Source organism: Burkholderia gladioli (assembly GCF_000959725.1).
Classification (GTDB): Bacteria; Pseudomonadota; Gammaproteobacteria; order Burkholderiales; family Burkholderiaceae; genus Burkholderia; species Burkholderia gladioli.
On sequence record NZ_CP009322.1, the window covers coordinates 1,086,156 to 1,103,099 of the forward strand.

A 16,944-nucleotide genomic window follows, 5' to 3' on the forward strand; every position below is an offset into this window, starting at 1 on the left:
CGATGCCGGCCGGTCGACATGGCCGGCATCTGGAGCGACCAACGATATTCGGGAATCAATCGACGAAAAACAGGCTGGGATTCCACAGATAAGGGATTTATATTCCGTAATGTGATCAAGCGATCGGGGTCGAAGCGACATGGACAATCTGAACGGCATCGTCGCCTTCGTGCGCACGGCGGAAACCCTGAGCTTCGTGGCGGCCGGCCGCAAGCTCGGCATCTCGGCCTCGGCGGTCGGCAAGACCATCGCGAGGCTGGAGCGCTCGCTGGGCGTGCGCCTGTTCCATCGCACCACGCGCCGCGTCACGCTGACCGAGGAGGGGCGTCATTTCCACGAGCGCTGCCATCGCATCCTGGAGGAGTTGCGCGATGCCGAGGCGACGCTCTCGGCCTCGGCGCAGACGCCGCGCGGCCGACTGCGCGTGAGCCTGCCGGTGATCGGCTATCGCTTCCTGCTGCCGGTGCTGCCGGCCTTCAGCGCGCGCTACCCCGACATCGAACTCGATCTCGACTTCAACGACCGGCTGGTGGACGTGGTGGAAGGCGGCTTCGACGCGGTGATCCGCAGCGGCCAACTCAGCGATTCGAGCCTGATGTCGCGCCGGCTCGGCCCGTTTCGCTTCGTGCTGTGCGCCTCGCCCGACTACCTGGCGCGCGCGGGCGTGCCGCGCGGTCTGGCCGATCTCGCCGCGCACGAGGGCGTGCGCTACCGCTTCCCGACCACCGGCAAGCTGCAGCCCTGGAGCCTGCTGCCCGACGGCGGCGAGCCGCCGAACCTGCGCTGCGCGATGACCTGCAACAACATGGAAGCCTTGCGCGGCGCCGTGATCGCCGGCTTCGGCATCGGCTTCATGCCCGACTTCCTGGCGCGCGACGCGCTGGCCGCCGGCTCGCTCGTCGAGGTGCTCGAGCCGCATTCGATCGCGCCGGGACAGTTCTCGATCCTGTGGCCGTCGAGCCGCCAGCTATCGCCCAAGCTGCGCGTGTTCGTCGACTTCATGTGCGAGCACCTGTTCCCGGCGCCTTGATGCATTCAGGCGGGGCGTTTCGCGTTGCCTTGCTTGCCGCCGCGCCTGGCCACCAGGCACTCGACCAGGGTCGAGACGAAGGCGTCGAGATCGTCGGGCTTGCGGCTGGTGATCAGGTTGCCGTCGCGCACCACGCGCTCGTCGACCCATTCGCCGCCCGCGTTGCGGATGTCGTCCTGCAGGCTGGGCCAGCTCGTCATCCTGTGACCCTTGACGATGCCCGCCGACACCGGCAGCCAGCCGCCGTGGCAGATCACGGCGATCGGCTTGTCGGCGGCATGCGCCTCGCTGACGAAGCGGCGCGCGGCCGGAATCATCCGGATCGCATCGCCGTTGACCACGCCGCCCGGCAGCACCACGGCGTCGTAGTCGTCGGCGCGTGCCTCGTCGAACAGGCGGTCGACCCTGGTGGGATCGCCCTTGTCGACATGCTTGAAACCCTGGATCTCGCCCGCTTTCTGCGAAATCACCTCGACTTTCGCGCCTTCGGCCTGCAAGGCGCGTTGCGGCTCGGTCAGCTCGACCTGTTCGAAGCCGTCGACGGCGAGAATCGCGATCCTGCAATCGTTCAGTTTGCCTGCCATGACATCCTCCTTGCTTGGTTGCGGCATCGACATGCCGGAACCGGTAAGGAGAGCAAACTGCGTGCCGCCGTCGTGCCCGGCGGCGCGGCCGCGCGGGGCGGTGGATTTTTCAAGCGATTGTCGTTTCGCCCGAGCGCGGCGGGCGCCTAGCGCCAGATATCGAGCGCCATCTTCGCGGCCAGCGAGAACAGCATCAGCCCCATCACCCAGCGCTGCGCCCGCAGCCAGTTCGGCCGCTTCGCCAGGAAGCCCGCCAGCGAACCCGAGCCGATCGCGACGGCGCCATTGACCGCCGCGAAGGCAATGACCAGCGAGGCGCCGAGCAGCATCGACTGGCGGAACACGTCGCCGGCCTGGTAATCGATGAACTGCGGCAGCAGGGACAGGAACAGCATGGCGAGCTTCGGATTGAGCAGGCTGGTGGCCGCGCCCATCGCGAACAGGCGGCGCGGCCGTTCGGCCTGTCGAGTATCCACCTCGAACGGCGAGCGAGCGCCGGGGCGCACCGCCTGCCAGGACAGGTACAGCAGGTAGAGCGCGCCGGCCGCCGCCAGCACCCGCGCCGCGCCGTGAATCGTCAGGAAGATCGCGGTGAGGCCGAAGGCGGCGCCGAACATGTAGGTCAGGTAGCCGAGCATCACGCCGGCCAGCGAGGTCAGGCCCGCGCGCGGGCCCTGCGAGACCGAGCGCGACATCACGTAGACCATGTTCGGCCCCGGCGTGACCGCCAGCATCCCGCCCACCGCGACGAATTCGATCATGGTTCCCATTTGCGCCTTCCCTGCTGCCTTGCATGGTGTCGATGAGGCCAGTATCGGCCAGTCGTTTCGACGCGTAAAACGGATTAAACTGAAAAAATTACTCAGCTTTTCTGACGAATATGAAACAGCTCGATCTCGATGTACTGGAAATGGTGGTGGCGATCGCCGACACGGGCTCCTTCGTGCGCGCGGCCGAAGCCGTGCATCGCTCATCGTCGGCGCTCAGCATGCAGATCAGGACGCTGGAGGAGGCGCTCGGCAAGCCGCTGTTCGTGCGCAGCACGCGCAAGCTGTCGATCACGCACGAGGGCAGGATGATCGTCGACTACGGGCGGCGCATGCTGGCGATGCGCGAGGAAGCCTGGGCCTCCGTGGTGCGGCCCGAGGTGCGCGGCCGCGTGACGATCGGCGTGCCCGACGACTATGTCTCCACGCTGCTGCCCTCGGTGCTGCGCAAGTTCGCGATCGCGCATCCACGCGTCGAGATCCGCGTGATCGGCCTGCCCAGCAGCGCGCTGGTGCCGCTGATCAAGGACAACACGGTGGACCTGGCCTGCATGACGCGCACGCGCGGCGTGTCGGCCGAGTTCATCCGCCACGAGCCGGTGGTCTGGGCGGCGCTGCCCGACAACCGCCCGATCTGGGAGGAGCGGCCCCTTCCGATCGCCGTGTTCGGGCATGCCAGCGCGGCGCGGGCGCGAGCGGTCGGCGCGCTGAACCAGGCCGGGATCCGCTACCGCATGTCCTACGAAAGCCCGAGCCTGCTGGGCGTGATCAGCATGGTGGAGGCGGGGCTCGCGATCGCGCCGCTGGCGCGTTGCAGCGTGCCGGCGCAACTGATGCAGCTGGGCGAGGCCGAGGGCCTGCCGCCGCTGGAGGACGTCGAGGTGGTGCTGGCGCGCAGCGCGAAGTCGGCGCGCCCGCCCTGCGATTTCCTGGCCGAGCAGATGCTGAGCGACCTGCGCTGAGCTGCCGGGCCGCCGCCGCGAAGCGGCGCCCGGCTTCGCAAATCGCGACGCGAACGCAGCCCGGAGATGTTTTCGGGCATTCCCTCGTGCCATACTGCGCGCTGATTCTTTTGTCAGCTCAATCGATCCCGAGGTATGCCCGAGCGTCTCACCGCCAGATTCGGCAAGCCGGCGAGCAGCATGAACGCGCCCGAGGCGGCCGTCGACCGGATTCTCGCGGCGCTGAGCGCAGGCGAATTGAAGGCCGGCGACAAGCTGCCCGACGAGGTCGAACTCGCGCAGCACTTCGGCGTGGCGCGCATGGCGCTGCGCACGGCGCTAGGCGTGCTGCGCGACCTCGGGCTGGTCAACACCACCCGCGGGCGTTTCGGCGGCACCTTCGTGTCGACCGAGATCCGCGAGCGCTTGCGCAGCATGGCGCTGGAGCCGCGCTTCAGCGCCGGGGAGCTGCGCAGCCTGTCCGACTGGCGGCGCGCGATCTCGGGCGAGGCCTGCCATCTGGCCGCGCTGCGTGCCTCGGATGCGCAACTGGCCGAACTCGCGGCGCTCGCGCAGGGCTTCGTCGACGACATCCTCGACACCGACGCGCGGCGCCTGGCCGATGCGCGGCTGCACGTGCTGATCGCCGAAACCACCGGCTCGCGTCATCTGATCGAACAGGAGCGGGCGATCCAGGAGGCCTTCGGCCGGATCTACGACTCGCTGCCGATCGTCCGGCACCCCCTCAATATCGCCTCGATGGACCACGCGCCGCTGCTGCAGGCGCTGCGCGCCCGCGACGGCGAACGGGCGCGGGCCGCGATGCTGGCCCACGTCGAATCGACCTATGCCTGGTGTTGTTCGCTGCTGCGCGTGCAGCGACTGGACTGAGCGCGGAGCGCCCGGCCGCCGGCGCTACATGATGTAGGCGGCGACGCTGATGAACTGGCAGAGGCTGCCGCCCAGCACGAACAGATGCCAGATGCCGTGGCCGTGGCGGATCCGCTCGTCATTGATGAAGAAGTAGATGCCGGCGCTGTAGAGCACGCCGCCGGCCAGCAGCCAGGCCACGCCTTCCGAGGACATCGCCACCACCAGCGGGCGCAGCGCGATCACGCCGAGCCATCCCATCAGCACGTAGAGCACCATCGAGATGATGCGCGTCCTGCGTCCCAGCGTGAGTTCCTGGACGATGCCGAACAGCGCCAGCCCCCAGATCACGCCGAACAGCGTCCAGCCCCAGGGGCCACGCAGCGTGATCAGCGTGAAGGGCGTGTAGCTGCCGGCGATCAGCAGGTAGATCGCCGAGTGGTCGCACTTCTGCAGGATCGCCTTGAGGCGCGGCTGGTGCACGCTGTGATAGAGCGTCGAGACGGCGTACAGCACCAGCAGCGCCGCGCCGTACACGGCCGCGCTGACCACGCGGTAGGGGTCGCCCTTGAGCGCGCCCATCGTCACCAGGGTGGCCAGTCCGGCCATCGACATCAGCGCGCCGACTCCATGCGTGATGCTATTGAAACGTTCACCGACCAGCACGGCATGACCTCTTGTTGCTTGAATGCTTGCAGACCAAAAACAGCCGCGATGCCGACCGGGCCGATATCCGGGATGTCGGCAACGGGCAGGCAAGGCTGAAGGGGGCGCCACGCGCTCGATCCTGACCATATCCTGCGTCGGTCAAAAAAGCGTGGCGCGTCGTGATGCGCGAAAGCCACGGCGCGGACAAAAACCCTGCGATTTTACGCGAGCCGAGGCGCCGGGGGCGGTTCGGCCGCTGCGTCAGCTTCGCGCGAAGCGGTCGGTGGCGGCCAGCAGGGCGCGCAGGATGCCCGGTTCGTCGTAGGCGTGGCCCGCATCTGGCACGATTTCCAGGCTCGCTTCCGGCCAGGCGCGCGACAGGTCCCAGGCGGTGCGGGCCGGGGTCGCGACGTCGTAGCGGCCCTGCACGATCACGCCGGGAATCCCCGCCAGCCGGTGCGCGTCGCGCAGCAACTGGCCTTCCTCGACGAAGCCGCGATTGACGAAGTAATGGTTCTCGATCCGCGCGAAGGCCAGCGCGTAGTGCGGATCGTCGAAGTGGGCGGCCAGGGCGGGGTTCGGCAGCAGGGTGATGGTGCGGCCCTCCCAGACGCTCCAGGCGCGCGCGGCCGCGAGCTTGGCGGCTTCGTCGTCGCCGGTCAGGCGGCGATGGTAGGCGGCCATCAGGTCGCCGCGCTCGGCTTCGGGGATCGGCGCGAGGAAAGCTTCCCACAGATCGGGGAACAGCCAGGAGGCGCCTTCCTGGTAGTACCAGAGCAGTTCCGCGCGCCGCATCGTGAAGATGCCGCGCACCACCAGCTCGCTGACGCGCTCGGGATGGGTTTCGGCATAGGCGAGCGACAGCGCGCTGCCCCAGGAGCCGCCGAACACCAGCCAGCGCTCGACGCCGACCATCTCGCGCAGCCGCTCGATATCGGCCACCAGGTGCTGCGTGGTGTTGTTCTCCAGGCTCGCGTGCGGCGTGGAGCGGCCGCAGCCGCGCTGGTCGAACAGCAGCACGTCGTAGCGCGCCGGGTCGAACAGGCGGCGATGATTCTCGCCGCAGCCGGCGCCGGGACCGCCGTGCAGGAACACGGCCGGCTTCGCTCCCGGCGTGCCGCAGCGCTCCCAGTACAGACGATGGCCGTCGCCGGTGTCGAGGATGCCGTGCGCGTAGGGTTCGATCGGTGGGTACATGCGGCGTGCTCCGAGGCAGGGAGGTAGGGCGATCGCGCACGCAAGCGGCCGCGCGACCGATGTGGCGCCATTATGCCGAAGCCCCGCGCGCGTCGCGTTCGCGGCCGCAACAGACTTTACAGATGCTTACCCGAATCCATGCCGATCCGGGCGCGCGGGTTCCCTATACTCATGCCGTTTTCCCGATCGCGGGCCGTCGAGGCCCGTTACGACGATGTCCTCGCGTGTCTCCCGTTTCCCCGGTCTTTCCCGCGCCTCGCGTGTGTTCGCGTTGCATCCCGCTCCAGCGCTGATCCGTGCCGCCTGCTGCGTGCCGCTCGCGGCGGCCGCCTTGCTGCCGATGCAATCGGCCTTGGCGGCCGGGCTCGACGGCGGCACGAACGGGTCGTGGCTGCTGGCGCAATCGGCCTATGGGCAGCCTGGTTACGGCAGCGATCCGTCGGCCTATCCGCCGCCGGCTTATCGCCAGGACGATGACAATGAGCCGCCCGTCTATGGCCAGCCGGTGAATCCTGCGCAGCCTGCCTATCCGCAGCGCGGCGCCGACGCGCCGGGTTATCCGCAACCGCCTGACGGCGGCCAGGCGAATCCGTTGTACGCGCAACCGAATGGACAAAACGGCGGGCAGGCCTATCCGCCGGCCACGCGGCAATCCGATGGCGGCCAGGCTTATGGCGGCGCGCAGCAGGCGCCTTATGGGCAGCCGACCGGCTATCCTCCGCCCGATGCCGCGCCGCCGCCCGATGACGGCGCCTATGACCAGGGGCAGCAAGATGGCCAGCCCGGTTATGGCGGGCAGCCCGCGTATCCGTCGCGGCAACCCGGTTACGGCGGGCAGCAGTCGGGCTATGGTGCCCAGCCTCCCGGTTATGGCGCGCAGTCGCCGGGCGCGGATGGGCAGAGGCAGGCCTATCCGCCGCCGAGCCCGCCGCCCGGTTATGCGCAGCCGCCTTATGGCGCACCTTCGGCACCGGCGTCGGGCGCCCAGCCCGGCTATGGTCAACCCGGTTATGGCCAGCCCGCCTATCCACAAGCCGCCTACGGCACCCAATACGGCACCGTGGCCGCGATCCGGCCGATCGGCGGCTCGACCAGCCCTTCGGGTGTGGCGGGAACCGTGGTCGGCGCGCTGGTGGGAGGCGTGCTCGGCAACCAGATCGGCCATGGCCGCGGCCGCGGCGCGGCGACCGTGATCGGCGCGCTGGGCGGCGCGGCGCTCGGCAACCAGGTCGGCCAGCAGATGAATGCGCCGGGCGGCTACCGGATCGACGTGCGGCTTTCCGACGGCTCGATGCGCGGCTTCGACGTGCCCGGTGCCGGCGACTGGCAGCCCGGCGATCGCGTGCGGATCGACGGCGGGAATCGCTTGTCGCGGTATTGATATCGAGCGGGACGGGGCGCCGCCGCGGCGCTTATGGTTGGCGCTTAACGCGGGCGCTTCGGCCGGGTTTTCCTCGCCTCGGCGGCCGCGGCGTTGAGCGCGGCCGCTTCGCGTAGCAGGGCGATGAAGGCAGCTTCGTCGATGCCGGCGCCTTCATGCAGGTCGATCGCGCGCCGCACCTTGCCGTCCAGGCTGGCGTTGAACAGCTCGGCCGGATCCGGCAGCGAGGCGCCTTTCGCGAAGGTCAGCTTGACCACGGCCCGGTAGGATTCGCCGGTGCAGACGATGCCGTCGCTGGACCAGACCGGCGTGCCCATCCACTTCCATTCCTCGACCACCTCGGGCAGCGCCTGCCGGATCAGCTCGCGCATACGCGCCAGGGTTCGGCCGCGCCAGTCGCCGAGTTCGGCGATGCGCGCGTCGATCAGGTCGGAGGCGCGGGCCGGGGCCGCCTCGGCTGGTTTCGCTGCTCGATTCATGGCGTTCCTCCAGGTAGCCGGCGCGCCCGCTGGTGGCGTCGACCGTCTCAGATATTCCACTGCATCGACACGTCCTGCAGCCGCTGGCGCATCAGGTCGCACTCGCGCGCGATCTTGTCGTCGATCGAGACGAAGCCCGAAAGTTGGGCCGGCACCTCGGCGCCTTGCGGCACGCTGATCGCCGGCAGCGGATGCAGGCGCGCCAGCGTGCCGAACTTCAGCGCGCGGCTGGGCCCGATCAGCAGCCCGTGGATGCGGCGGTTCAGGCCGCGCAGCGTGGTCTGCACGTAGCGGCGGCCATCCACGTCGCCGTCGGCCGGCTTCACGCTGGCCAGCATCTCGAGCGAGCTGATCACCAGCCGCAGCGAACGCTGGATCGCGTCGAGCTGGGCCATGGTGATGTCGGTCTCCTTCGACACCCAGGGCATCAGCGAGCGCATCTGCACCAGCAAGGCGTTCAACGCGGCCATCTCCTTCAGGTGGGCGGTATCGCTGACGGTCTTGTCGGCGACGATCCGCGCATGCACCACGGCGCAGGCGCGCAGGGCGTCGGCGAGCTTGTAGCGCCACGAATAGGTGGCATAGAGCGGCAGCGCGAACGAGAAGGCCAGCGCGATGCCGATCCCGACGATCACGTTCACAGCGCGCCAGAGGCCGTCGACGATCTCGTTGTCGCCGTGGCCAGCCACGATCAGGATCGTGATCGCCGACAGCAGGGCGATATAGCCGGCCTTGCCGATCGCGTAGTAGGCGCAGATCCCGCACAGCACGCTGATCACCAGGTAGGTGAGCAGGGGCCACTGCAGGGTGGATTGCAGGACGATCAGCGCGAGCCCGGCCACCGCGCCGATGGTGGTGCCGAGCGCGCGCTCGGCGGCTTTCTTGCGGATATTGCCGTGATGCTGGAGGCCGCCGATCACGATCAGCACGGTGATCGAGGACCACTCGCCATGTGGGATGTCGAGGCCAGTGGACAATGCGATCGACACCAGCACGCTGAGGGCCACGCGCGCAGCATGGATCAGCTTGGCGTGGCGGTAGCGGCGATAGGGATCGAGCAGCGGGCGGAACAGCGTGCGCAGCGCGGCGGGCAGACGGAGCGTCGGGGAAGCGGTCATGGGATGCGGCAGGGATACGACTGGGATGCGGGCGCTCGCGCGGATGGCCGTGGCGCCGGCCGCGGCCGGTACCACACGTTTCGTGATTCTAAAGGATGGTGTCGGGGGCGCACCCCCGTGAAAACGCGACGGGGGCGTCGATGCGAACCGATGATGCGTGTAGTGACCGGCGTGCCGCAAAACAAAACGGGTGCCGTTCGGCACCCGTTTTATCGCGACTTGCGCCCGGCGTCGCGCGCCGCTCGGACCTCAGCGCGTGAGCGCGCCGAATCCGTCGAGCAGCCGGTCGACATCGGCCGGCGAGATCGCGCCCATGGTCGAGACGCGGAACAGCGAGGCCGACAGGCCGCCCTGGCCGGCGTAGATCACGAAGCCGCGTTCCTTGAGGCCGTCGTGCAGCGCCTCGTAAGCCACGCCCGCCGGCAGCTTGTAGGCGCGCAGCACCACCGAGGATTCGCCGTCCGGCAGCACCAGCGGCATGCCGCGCGCGGCCAGGCCGTCGCGGACCTGGTCGGCCAGCGCCTGGTAGCGCGCGTGGCGCGCCTGCCAGCCGCCTTCGTCCTCGAACTCGCGCAGCGCCTCGACCAGCGCGTAATAGGCATGCACCGAAGGCGTGAACGGCGTGTTGCGCTGCGCCTGCAGCTTGGCCAGCCGGCCCAGGTCGAGGTAGTAGGTGCGCGAGGCGGCCCGCGCCAGCGCCGCGCCGCGCACGATCACGAAGGCCGCGCCGGGCACGCCGTGCAGGCACTTGTTGGCGGTGGCGGCCACCGCGTCGGTCACGCCGTCGGCGAAGTCGATCGCCTCGGCGCCGAAGCTGCTGACGCCATCCACCAGCAGTCGCGCGCCATGCCGGCGGCACAGCTCGGCGATCGGGCCCAGCGCGTTGAGGCGCCCGGTGGTGGTTTCGTGATGGATCACCGCGACGTGCGTGATGGCGCGATCGGCGGCCAGCGCGGCCTCGACGCGGCCGAGGTCGGGCGCTTCCATCCACTCGTGCTTCAGCACCTCGTGGGCGATCCGGTATTGCCTGGCGATCTGCGCGATGCGGTCGCCATACACGCCGTTCTCGATCACCAGCAGCTTGCCGTCCTCGGGTACCAGGGCCGCGATCATGCTTTCGACGGCGGCGGTGCCCGAACCCGTCATCAGCACCGCCTGCCATTCGGCGGGATCGAGATCGTAGGCGGCCACCAGGCGGCGGCGCGCCTCGTCCTGCAGGTCGAAGAATTCGCTTTCGCGGTGACAGAGATCGGTCTGCAGCAGGCTTTGGCGCACGCGCTCGGTCAGCGTGACCGGGCCGGGGTTGAGCAGCAGCATCATTGGGCTCCCGCGCCGATGTGGCGCATCAGACGTTCCTTCACTTCGACCGGCGTCACGGTCGGGCGCGGCAGGCCATCGGGCACGCCGGCGCGGATCGACAGGCTGGCGAAGCGCGCGCCGTCGGCCGGCTCGGCGAACAGCGCGTCGATCACGCCCAGGTCGCCGCCTTCGCGCGCCGAAGCGTAGCCGCAGGCCGCCGCCACGCCCGCGAACGAGACGCAGGGCGAAACCGTCGACTGGCCGCCGGTCGATTCGTGCGCGCCGTTGTCGAGCAGCAGGTGGACCAGGTTGCCCGGGCCATAGGCGCCGAGCGTGGCGAACGCACCCATGCGCATCAGCGCGGCGCCGTCGCCGTCCACCGCCACCACGGTCAGGTCCGGGCGCGCCAGCGCCAGGCCCAGCGCGAGCGGCGTCACGCAGCCCATCGAGCCGACCATGTAGAGCTGGTTGGCGCGATCGTCGAGCGCGTAGAGCTCGCGGCCGCAGAAACCGGTCGAGGCCAGCACCACGGTGGAGTCGAGCGGCGTGCGCTCGATCACGGCGGCCAGCGCCTGCTGGCGCGTCGGCTGCTCGGCGGCCGCGGCGCGGGCCGAGACGGGCGTCGCCGCCTGCGCGCGCGGCGCCGGCATCGGCGCATCCTTGAGCGGATACGAGGCCACGCTGCCTTTTTGCATCACCAGTGCGTAGGGCCGGCCGGTCTCGTCCATGTGGCGGATCGCGCGCTCCAGCGCCGGGGCGATCTGGTCGGCCTCGGTCGGGAACAGCTCCCACGGGATCTCCATGGTGTCGAGCATCTGCGGCGTGATCGGCCCCATCAGCGCGTGCTGCGGCTCGTCGTGCTCGCCCGGCTTGCCGCGCCAGGTGACGATCAGCAACTGCGGCAGCTTGAAGGTCCAGGTCAGCGAGGTCAGCGGGCTGACCGCGTTGCCCAGGCCCGAGTTCTGCATCATCGCGATGCCGCGCCGCCCGCCCAGCGTGGCGCCCGCCACCAGGGCGACCGCGTCGCCCTCGTTGGCGGCCGACACGTAGTGCAGCGTCGGGTCCTGCAGCACGTAGTTGATGAACGGCGTCAGGTACGAGCAGGGCACGCCCGCGTACCAGTCGAAACCGCGCTCGCGCGCGGCCTCGACGAACTGCGCTGCCTCGATCATTGCGCGTCCCCGGCGGCGGCGCCGTTGGCCAGCGGCGTCTGGCCGTGGGCGAAGTCGCCGGCGCGACGGAATTCGTCGAGGTCGTTCACGCCGCGCCAGTGGCCGTGCACGTATTGCACCGAGATCTGCTCGCCGGCTTCCACCAGCGCGTTGAGCAGGGCCGGGATGTCGAGCTGGTCGAAGTCCGGGCGTGCCTGCAGCTTCGCGATGGTCGCCTTGAGGCGCTCCACGCCGGCGCCGCGCACGTTCAGCAGGCCGACCCAGCGGCCGTGCGGCGCGCCGTTGCCGGCGTCGCCCGCCACGCGCTGCAGCGTGATCTTCTGGCCGAACAGGCCACGGTCGTCGGGCGCCGAGCACAGGGCGAAGTCGCGCACGCTCTGGTTCGGCGAATCGGTCAGCGATGAATCGACCACCACCGTGAATTCGGCATCGCTCTCGGCCAGGTCGCGCACGATGTAGCTGCGGAACAGCAGGTCGCCGTAGGAGACGATGGTGTCGCCCTTGATGCGCTCGAGCGCGCAGGCCAGCGAGCTCAGTTCGCCGGTTTCGGCGTGGCGCTCGTTGACCACCAGCTTGATGCCGGCGGTGTCGATCGCGTCGGCGCGATAGCCGCCCACCACCGTGATGTCGTTGACGCCTTCCTTCTTGAAGCCGTCCACCAGCCAGCGCAGCAGCGGCTTGCCGGCGATCGGCAGCATCACCTTCGGCTTGTCCTCGGTGACGGCCTCCAGGCCCTTGCCGCGGCTGGCGGCCAGCACGATCGCCGAGTTCGACGAACGCGAGGAGGAGGACAGGTAGATGCGCTCGGCCGCCGAGTACTCGTCGGCGTCCTGCAGGCGGAAGATCTCGTTGACGGTGGCGACGCGGTCCTCGACGTTGACCAGGGTCTGGTTCTCGAAGATGTCGCGCGCGGTGGCCTGCATCGAGGCCGCCGCCGAGCGGACCAGGTGGTTCGCCCAGATCACGGTGCTGATGCCGGCCTGGCGGAACACGTCGGTCGGCGTGCTGTAGTACTTGGTCGGCACGATCACGATCGGCGCGCGGTTGTTCCACTGGCGCGCGAATTCGAGGATCTCGTCCGGACGCGACAGCTTGCTGTGCATCAGGATCGCGTCGGCGCCGGCATCGGCGTAGGCATGCGCGCGGCGCAGCGCCTCGTCCATGCCCCAGCCGGCGATCAGCGCCTCGACGCGCGCCACGATCGAGAAGTCCGGATCGGTCTGCGAATCCTTGCCGGCCTTGATCTTGCCCGCGAACTCGTCGATCTCGGCCAGCGGCTGGCGCTCGCCGTCGATGAAGCTGTTGGTCTTGGGGAATTGCTTGTCCTCGATGCACACGCCGGCGATGCCGCGCTGCTCGAGCTTGCGCACCAGGCGGCGCATGTTGTTGAAGTTGCCGTAGCCGGTGTCGCCGTCGAGCAGGATCGGCAGGTCGCTGGCATCGGCCATGAACTCGAGCACGTCGACCACCTGGGTCCAGCTCGCCTCGTTGTTGTCGCGCACGCCGAGCGCGGCCGAGATCGACAGGCCCGAGCCCCAGATGCCCTTGAAGCCGGCCTCGCGCACGATGCGCGCCGACAGGCCGTTGTGCGCTTCCATCAGGAATTCGAGGTCGCTGCTGGTCAGCATGCGGCGCAGCCGCGCCGCGCGGGATTCGGTGAAATTGGGTTCGCGTGCGTTCATCGTGCGGCTCCTACGGTATTACGCTGAATCAGCGGCAGAACTTCGTCGCGGGCACGCGCGACGTCGTTGGGGAAGTCGATTTCGATCCACGGGGCGCCGGTCACGTCGGCGACGTCGAAGTCGCGGCCGCCTTCGAGCAGCAGGTCGCGCACGGCTTCCTCGTGGGGCAGGTTGGCGCGGCCGGAATCGACATAGCCGGCCACGATCTCGGCGAGACGGCGGGCGGTGCCTTCGCTGAAGCGGAAGAAACCGACCGATTCGCCGATGGTGTCGTATTGGAGGTCGACGGCCAGTTGCTTGCGCAGCTCGACCGGCACGCCGTCCTTCACGCAGAGCTTGACCGGCTCGTCGCCGGCCTCGAAGTCGCGGTCGATCAGCAGGCGGTCGACGGCCTGCTCCGGGTTCGCGACCAGCGCCTGCATGATGCTGTCGTCATAGAGCACGTCGGCGTCCATCAGCAGCACGTCGCCGCCGCGCGTGAGCGCCTCGGCCGCGGTATGCACCGTCAGCACGCTGCCGAGGTCGAAACGCGGGTTCAGGACGATCTCGGCCTGGCGGCCGAGGCGGGCCAGCTCGGCCTCGACCTTCTCGTGCTGGAAGCCCAGCGCGAGCACGATCTCGGTCACGCCGAGCGTCTCGAGCAGGCGCAGGTGGCGCTCGAGCAGGCTCACCTCGTCGAAGCGCAGCAGGCACTTCGGATATTGCGCCTCGGGGGGCAGTTGCAGACGCAGGCCGAGGCCCGCGGCGAGAATGATGGCTCGCATTGATTACTCCACGCAATGATTGTCACATGGCCGGAAGCGGGTCCGGCCGAGGGGCCGCCTGACGTCGATATCGGGTCGAACGGCTCCTAATCCGCGAGCTGCGGCGAACGGCGCCGCTGCCAGTTTCTTTCGCTGAAATGCAGGTACAGGATGCCGGGCAGGCCGAACGCGAGCTCGCGCGCGCGCTTGGCGAGCGAGAGCGCGAGCGCGGCATCCGGCGGCAGCCCGACGAGCGGGGCGAGCAGCAGGTAGCCGCCCTCCTGCGCGCCGAGCGAACCGGGAATCATGAAGGCGGCGCCGCGGATCGCCTGGCCGACGCTTTCCAGCAGCAGCGCGTCGACCCAGCTGACCGGGTGGCCCAGGAAATGCAGCGCGAGCCACACCTCGCCGGTGCCGAGCACCCAGCCGGCGAAGCTCAGCCAGAAGGTCGAGATCACGCGATCGCGCTTGCCGTACAACTCGCCGACCGCCGCGTCGATCGCGTCGGCGCGGGTGGCCAGCGAGGGCCAGTCGCGCGGGCCGAGCGCCTTCGAGACGATGCGCAGGCCCCGGCCGAACAGGCCGCGGCGCTGGGCGAGGTAGAAGCCGAACGCGCAGGCCGCCAGCAGGGCGGTGGCGATCAGGGCCGGGGTGCGCAGGTGCGTGGCGGCCGCGCTCTGGGCGCCGAAGCTGAAGATCGCGATGCCGGCCAGCGCGAACACGATCTGTGCGAGCGCCTGCATGGTGGTGCTGACGGTGACGGCCGCCGCCGCGCGCGGCATCGGCACGCCCTTTTGCGACAGGTAGCGGGCCATCAGCACCGGGCCGCCGATCTGGCCGGCCGGCAGCAGGCTGTTGACCGATTCCAGCACCCAGCGCGCGAACAGCGTGTCGCGCAGCGAGACGCCGGGCGTGCCGCGCGGGAACATCACGGCGATCGCGCGCGCGTCCACCACCAGCGGGATCAGGTGAAAGGCGGCCACCAGCAGCAGGCCCCAGCCGGCCGTGGCGAGCGTCGACACGACCGCGCCGAAACCCTGCCAGGACAGCAGGGCAATGAACAAAGCCGTCCCGATGGACAGCAGGATAAGGCCGGCGCGAGTCATTTCTGCTGGGGCGGACGGCGCGTGGCGAGTTGCTTGAACACCTGGCGGAAGCCGAAATACGCGATCGCGTCCTTCATGTTCGAGATGAAACGCTTCCAGGGCCGCATGCCGGGGTCGGTCACGTATTCGAAGGTCAGCGACACGCGGAGCTCGTTTTCCAGCATAGGCGTGATGCGGTGGCGCAGCTTGTCGCCGTCGAACAGCACGATGCCGCCGTCGGCGATCTGCACCGAACCCGGTTCGTCCTTCACCGCCGGGTTGCGCGTGTGCAGCTCGTAGTCGAGCCGGCACGAGGACTGGTCGATCACGCCGATCAGCAGCGTGTAGCGGCGGCCGTCGTAGTAGGAGGTGTCGTAGTGCCAGCCGATATGGTCGCCCGGCTTGGTGTAGTAGTAGAGCGCGTAGGCGTGCGGGTCGTCGGCCGGCGAGACCTGCAGCGTGTCGCCGGTGAGCTTCTCGAGGAACGAGATCAGCGCCTTCGAGCGGTACAGCTCGGCGATGAAGGGCGCCTTCTCGTCGATCTTGTGACGGCTCACGCTGCCGCCCTGCTTGTGGCCGGGCAGGTAGTTACGGTTCAGCTCGGGCAGCAGTTCGCGCGCCAGCTCGGCCAGGCGCGCGTGGGCGTCCTTCGGCAGGAACTGGTCGAGGTAGATGAAGGCGCCCTGGCGGTCGAATTCGCCGCGCAGGCGGGCGGTGTCGAGTTGGGCGACCACCGAGGCGACGGCGCGCTCGGCGTCGGGCGCGGGAGTCGTGGCCGGGGCCGCCGCCGGGGCGCGCGGCGCGAGGCCGGCATCGATCTGGGTACTCATGGCTGGGGCTGGGTGGGGTTGGCGGCCGGCGCGCTGCCGCGGCGCACGATGCGCCAGTAGTCGATCACGACCCAGGCGGCGAACAGCGGCGCGCCGATCGCGGCGGCCAGCACGAAGCGCTCGACGCCGTCGAGCAGGGTCACGATCGGCAGCAGGTAGAGCACGTCCTCGGTCTCGAAGCCGCCCACCGATGCCTGCTTGGTGCCGGCCTTGCCGGCGAAGGATTCGATCCGCATGCGCAGGAAGAAGATCAGCGCGACGGCCGCGCCCGCCACGGTGCCGAGCAGCACCGGCGAGGCGAACATGTGGCCGCCCTGGGCGACGATGCCCGCGCCCATGCAGACGAACAGCGCCACGGTGATCACCGCGTCGCTGGCCAGGTCGTAGAAATGGCCGATCTTGCTGGTCTTGCCGCTGATGCGTGCCAGTTCGCCGTCGGTGTGGTCGACGAAGTTCGACAGCACGATCAGCAAGGCCCCGGCGTTGATCCAGCCGAAACCGCCCTGCGCGAGGCACACGGCGCCCGCCAGGCCGATCAGCAGGCGCAGCGTGGTCAGGTGGTTCGGGGTGACGGGGGTATCGACGAGCGGCGTGACGAGCCGGCGCGCGAGCCGCGCATCCCAGGTGCGGGGCGGCGGCGGCGCGATGAGTTTTCTTTGGTCCATCGGCGGATGTTATACGGATTTGTAACGATTTGCTTTTTCCAAGGCTCAATTTTGACACGGGGATGTCGAAACCGGGTTCGACCAAAATGCCCGGCGCGCCTGGGTGACCGGAAGCGCACGATGGATTTTGAGGCGTTTAGTCGCGTTTCTTGGCGTCGAGTCCGTGTCGAGCGCGTCCGCGGATGCCGTTGGCGCCTTGTCAGGATTGGCCCGAGGCGCAATTCTACAGGCTCGTGGCGGGAGCTGAATCGGCTGTATTCATCTGGATACGACCGATTTGTGGGCGCCTCGGAAATGTTGCGCGGATGCCGGCCCAGGATGCCCGGTGGAACGCCTGGTTCGCATACCAATCGATTCGGTTCGCCTGGCGGTGCAGGGCGTCGGGCCGCCGGCCCATCCGTCCCGGAATAATCGACGGCCGCCGCCTGTTCTTTGCTGGCGGAGCGGACGCGC

The 16,944-nt window shown here is 69.2% G+C and carries 16 protein-coding genes and 1 pseudogene; 4 read left to right on the forward strand and 13 right to left on the reverse strand.

Features of this window, described 5'->3' with window-relative positions; translation table 11 throughout:
- Positions 1-139 precede the first annotated feature (139 nt).
- Positions 140-1,030, forward strand: coding sequence for a LysR family transcriptional regulator (locus tag BM43_RS05500; RefSeq protein ID WP_017919541.1), 891 nt, complete (start codon positions 140-142; stop codon positions 1,028-1,030).
- A 5-nt stretch (positions 1,031-1,035) separates the two neighbouring features.
- On the opposite strand, the gene BM43_RS05505 is transcribed toward BM43_RS05500, so the two are convergent.
- Both BM43_RS05505 and BM43_RS05510 read right to left on the reverse strand, forming a co-directional pair.
- Positions 1,036-1,614 (reverse strand): type 1 glutamine amidotransferase domain-containing protein, encoded by a 579-nt coding sequence (locus BM43_RS05505; RefSeq protein WP_036056545.1) that lies wholly within the window; start codon positions 1,612-1,614, stop codon positions 1,036-1,038.
- A gap of 146 nt (positions 1,615-1,760) precedes the next feature.
- Entirely contained in the window at positions 1,761-2,384 is a 624-nt protein-coding gene (locus BM43_RS05510) for a LysE family translocator (RefSeq protein ID WP_036056543.1), read from the reverse strand.
- 110 nt (positions 2,385-2,494) lie between these two features.
- Between BM43_RS05510 and BM43_RS05515 the strand changes: the two genes are divergently transcribed.
- Positions 2,495-3,343 (forward strand): LysR substrate-binding domain-containing protein, encoded by an 849-nt coding sequence (locus tag BM43_RS05515; protein WP_036056541.1) that lies wholly within the window; start codon positions 2,495-2,497, stop codon positions 3,341-3,343.
- 135 nt (positions 3,344-3,478) lie between these two features.
- Entirely contained in the window at positions 3,479-4,213 is a 735-nt protein-coding gene (locus tag BM43_RS05520; RefSeq protein ID WP_036056539.1) for a FadR/GntR family transcriptional regulator, read from the forward strand.
- Positions 4,214-4,237: 24 nt separating this feature from the next.
- On the opposite strand, the gene trhA is transcribed toward BM43_RS05520, so the two are convergent.
- Entirely contained in the window at positions 4,238-4,858 is a 621-nt protein-coding gene (trhA, locus tag BM43_RS05525) for a PAQR family membrane homeostasis protein TrhA (protein ID WP_025098316.1), read from the reverse strand.
- 243 nt (positions 4,859-5,101) lie between these two features.
- A complete protein-coding gene (gene pip, locus BM43_RS05530) occupies positions 5,102-6,037 on the reverse strand; it encodes a prolyl aminopeptidase (RefSeq protein WP_025098315.1) in 936 nt (311 codons plus the stop codon).
- An 847-nt stretch (positions 6,038-6,884) separates the two neighbouring features.
- Here pip and BM43_RS42175 point away from each other — a divergent pair.
- Positions 6,885-7,418, forward strand: a pseudogene (locus tag BM43_RS42175) (outer membrane lipoprotein); the annotation flags it as partial.
- Positions 7,419-7,462: 44 nt separating this feature from the next.
- Here the strand turns inward: BM43_RS42175 and BM43_RS05540 are convergent.
- From BM43_RS05540 to BM43_RS05580, 9 genes are all read right to left on the reverse strand, one after another.
- A complete protein-coding gene (locus BM43_RS05540; RefSeq protein WP_036056537.1) occupies positions 7,463-7,897 on the reverse strand; it encodes a DUF1801 domain-containing protein in 435 nt (144 codons plus the stop codon).
- A 47-nt stretch (positions 7,898-7,944) separates the two neighbouring features.
- The gene (locus tag BM43_RS05545; RefSeq protein ID WP_013690106.1) at positions 7,945-9,015 is read right to left on the reverse strand and encodes an FUSC family protein; all 1,071 of its coding nucleotides are present in this window, start codon (positions 9,013-9,015) and stop codon (positions 7,945-7,947) included.
- A 249-nt stretch (positions 9,016-9,264) separates the two neighbouring features.
- Positions 9,265-10,332 (reverse strand): 2-aminoethylphosphonate aminotransferase, encoded by a 1,068-nt coding sequence (locus BM43_RS05550; protein WP_036057321.1) that lies wholly within the window; start codon positions 10,330-10,332, stop codon positions 9,265-9,267.
- Positions 10,332-11,486: a phosphonopyruvate decarboxylase gene (gene aepY / locus BM43_RS05555; RefSeq protein ID WP_036056535.1), complete on the reverse strand. Its 1,155-nt coding sequence runs from the start codon at positions 11,484-11,486 to the stop codon at positions 10,332-10,334. Before aepY ends, BM43_RS05550 begins: the two co-directional genes overlap by 1 nt.
- A complete protein-coding gene (gene aepX, locus BM43_RS05560) occupies positions 11,483-13,168 on the reverse strand; it encodes a phosphoenolpyruvate mutase (RefSeq protein WP_036031650.1) in 1,686 nt (561 codons plus the stop codon). The genes aepY and aepX overlap by 4 nt, the downstream gene beginning before the upstream one ends.
- Positions 13,165-13,932, reverse strand: a complete 768-nt coding sequence (locus tag BM43_RS05565; RefSeq protein WP_013690110.1) for a phosphocholine cytidylyltransferase family protein — start codon at positions 13,930-13,932, stop codon at positions 13,165-13,167. The genes aepX and BM43_RS05565 overlap by 4 nt, the downstream gene beginning before the upstream one ends.
- Before the next feature lie 86 nt (positions 13,933-14,018).
- On the reverse strand, positions 14,019-15,017 hold the full coding sequence (locus tag BM43_RS05570; RefSeq protein WP_013690111.1) for an HpnL family protein: 999 nt from the start codon (positions 15,015-15,017) through the stop codon (positions 14,019-14,021).
- Positions 15,014-15,826 carry a HalD/BesD family halogenase gene (locus tag BM43_RS05575; protein ID WP_036056533.1) on the reverse strand — a complete coding sequence of 271 codons (813 nt, stop codon included), beginning with the start codon at positions 15,824-15,826 and terminating at the stop codon, positions 15,014-15,016. The genes BM43_RS05570 and BM43_RS05575 overlap by 4 nt, the downstream gene beginning before the upstream one ends.
- The gene (locus tag BM43_RS05580) at positions 15,823-16,491 is read right to left on the reverse strand and encodes a CDP-alcohol phosphatidyltransferase family protein (RefSeq protein WP_013690113.1); all 669 of its coding nucleotides are present in this window, start codon (positions 16,489-16,491) and stop codon (positions 15,823-15,825) included. Before BM43_RS05580 ends, BM43_RS05575 begins: the two co-directional genes overlap by 4 nt.
- Positions 16,492-16,944 lie beyond the last annotated feature (453 nt).

Coding starts and splice junctions, on each gene's coding strand:
- BM43_RS05500 (WP_017919541.1), top strand. CDS start 140: ATGGACAATCTGAACGGCATCGTCGCCTTCGTGCGCACGGCGGAAACC.
- BM43_RS05505 (WP_036056545.1), bottom strand. CDS start 1,614: ATGGCAGGCAAACTGAACGATTGCAGGATCGCGATTCTCGCCGTCGAC.
- BM43_RS05510 (WP_036056543.1), bottom strand. CDS start 2,384: ATGGGAACCATGATCGAATTCGTCGCGGTGGGCGGGATGCTGGCGGTC.
- BM43_RS05515 (WP_036056541.1), top strand. CDS start 2,495: ATGAAACAGCTCGATCTCGATGTACTGGAAATGGTGGTGGCGATCGCC.
- BM43_RS05520 (WP_036056539.1), top strand. CDS start 3,479: ATGCCCGAGCGTCTCACCGCCAGATTCGGCAAGCCGGCGAGCAGCATG.
- pip (WP_025098315.1), bottom strand. CDS start 6,037: ATGTACCCACCGATCGAACCCTACGCGCACGGCATCCTCGACACCGGC.
- BM43_RS05540 (WP_036056537.1), bottom strand. CDS start 7,897: ATGAATCGAGCAGCGAAACCAGCCGAGGCGGCCCCGGCCCGCGCCTCC.
- BM43_RS05545 (WP_013690106.1), bottom strand. CDS start 9,015: ATGACCGCTTCCCCGACGCTCCGTCTGCCCGCCGCGCTGCGCACGCTG.
- BM43_RS05550 (WP_036057321.1), bottom strand. CDS start 10,332: ATGCTGCTGCTCAACCCCGGCCCGGTCACGCTGACCGAGCGCGTGCGC.
- aepY (WP_036056535.1), bottom strand. CDS start 11,486: ATGATCGAGGCAGCGCAGTTCGTCGAGGCCGCGCGCGAGCGCGGTTTC.
- aepX (WP_036031650.1), bottom strand. CDS start 13,168: ATGAACGCACGCGAACCCAATTTCACCGAATCCCGCGCGGCGCGGCTG.
- BM43_RS05565 (WP_013690110.1), bottom strand. CDS start 13,932: ATGCGAGCCATCATTCTCGCCGCGGGCCTCGGCCTGCGTCTGCAACTG.
- BM43_RS05570 (WP_013690111.1), bottom strand. CDS start 15,017: ATGACTCGCGCCGGCCTTATCCTGCTGTCCATCGGGACGGCTTTGTTC.
- BM43_RS05575 (WP_036056533.1), bottom strand. CDS start 15,826: ATGAGTACCCAGATCGATGCCGGCCTCGCGCCGCGCGCCCCGGCGGCG.
- BM43_RS05580 (WP_013690113.1), bottom strand. CDS start 16,491: ATGGACCAAAGAAAACTCATCGCGCCGCCGCCGCCCCGCACCTGGGAT.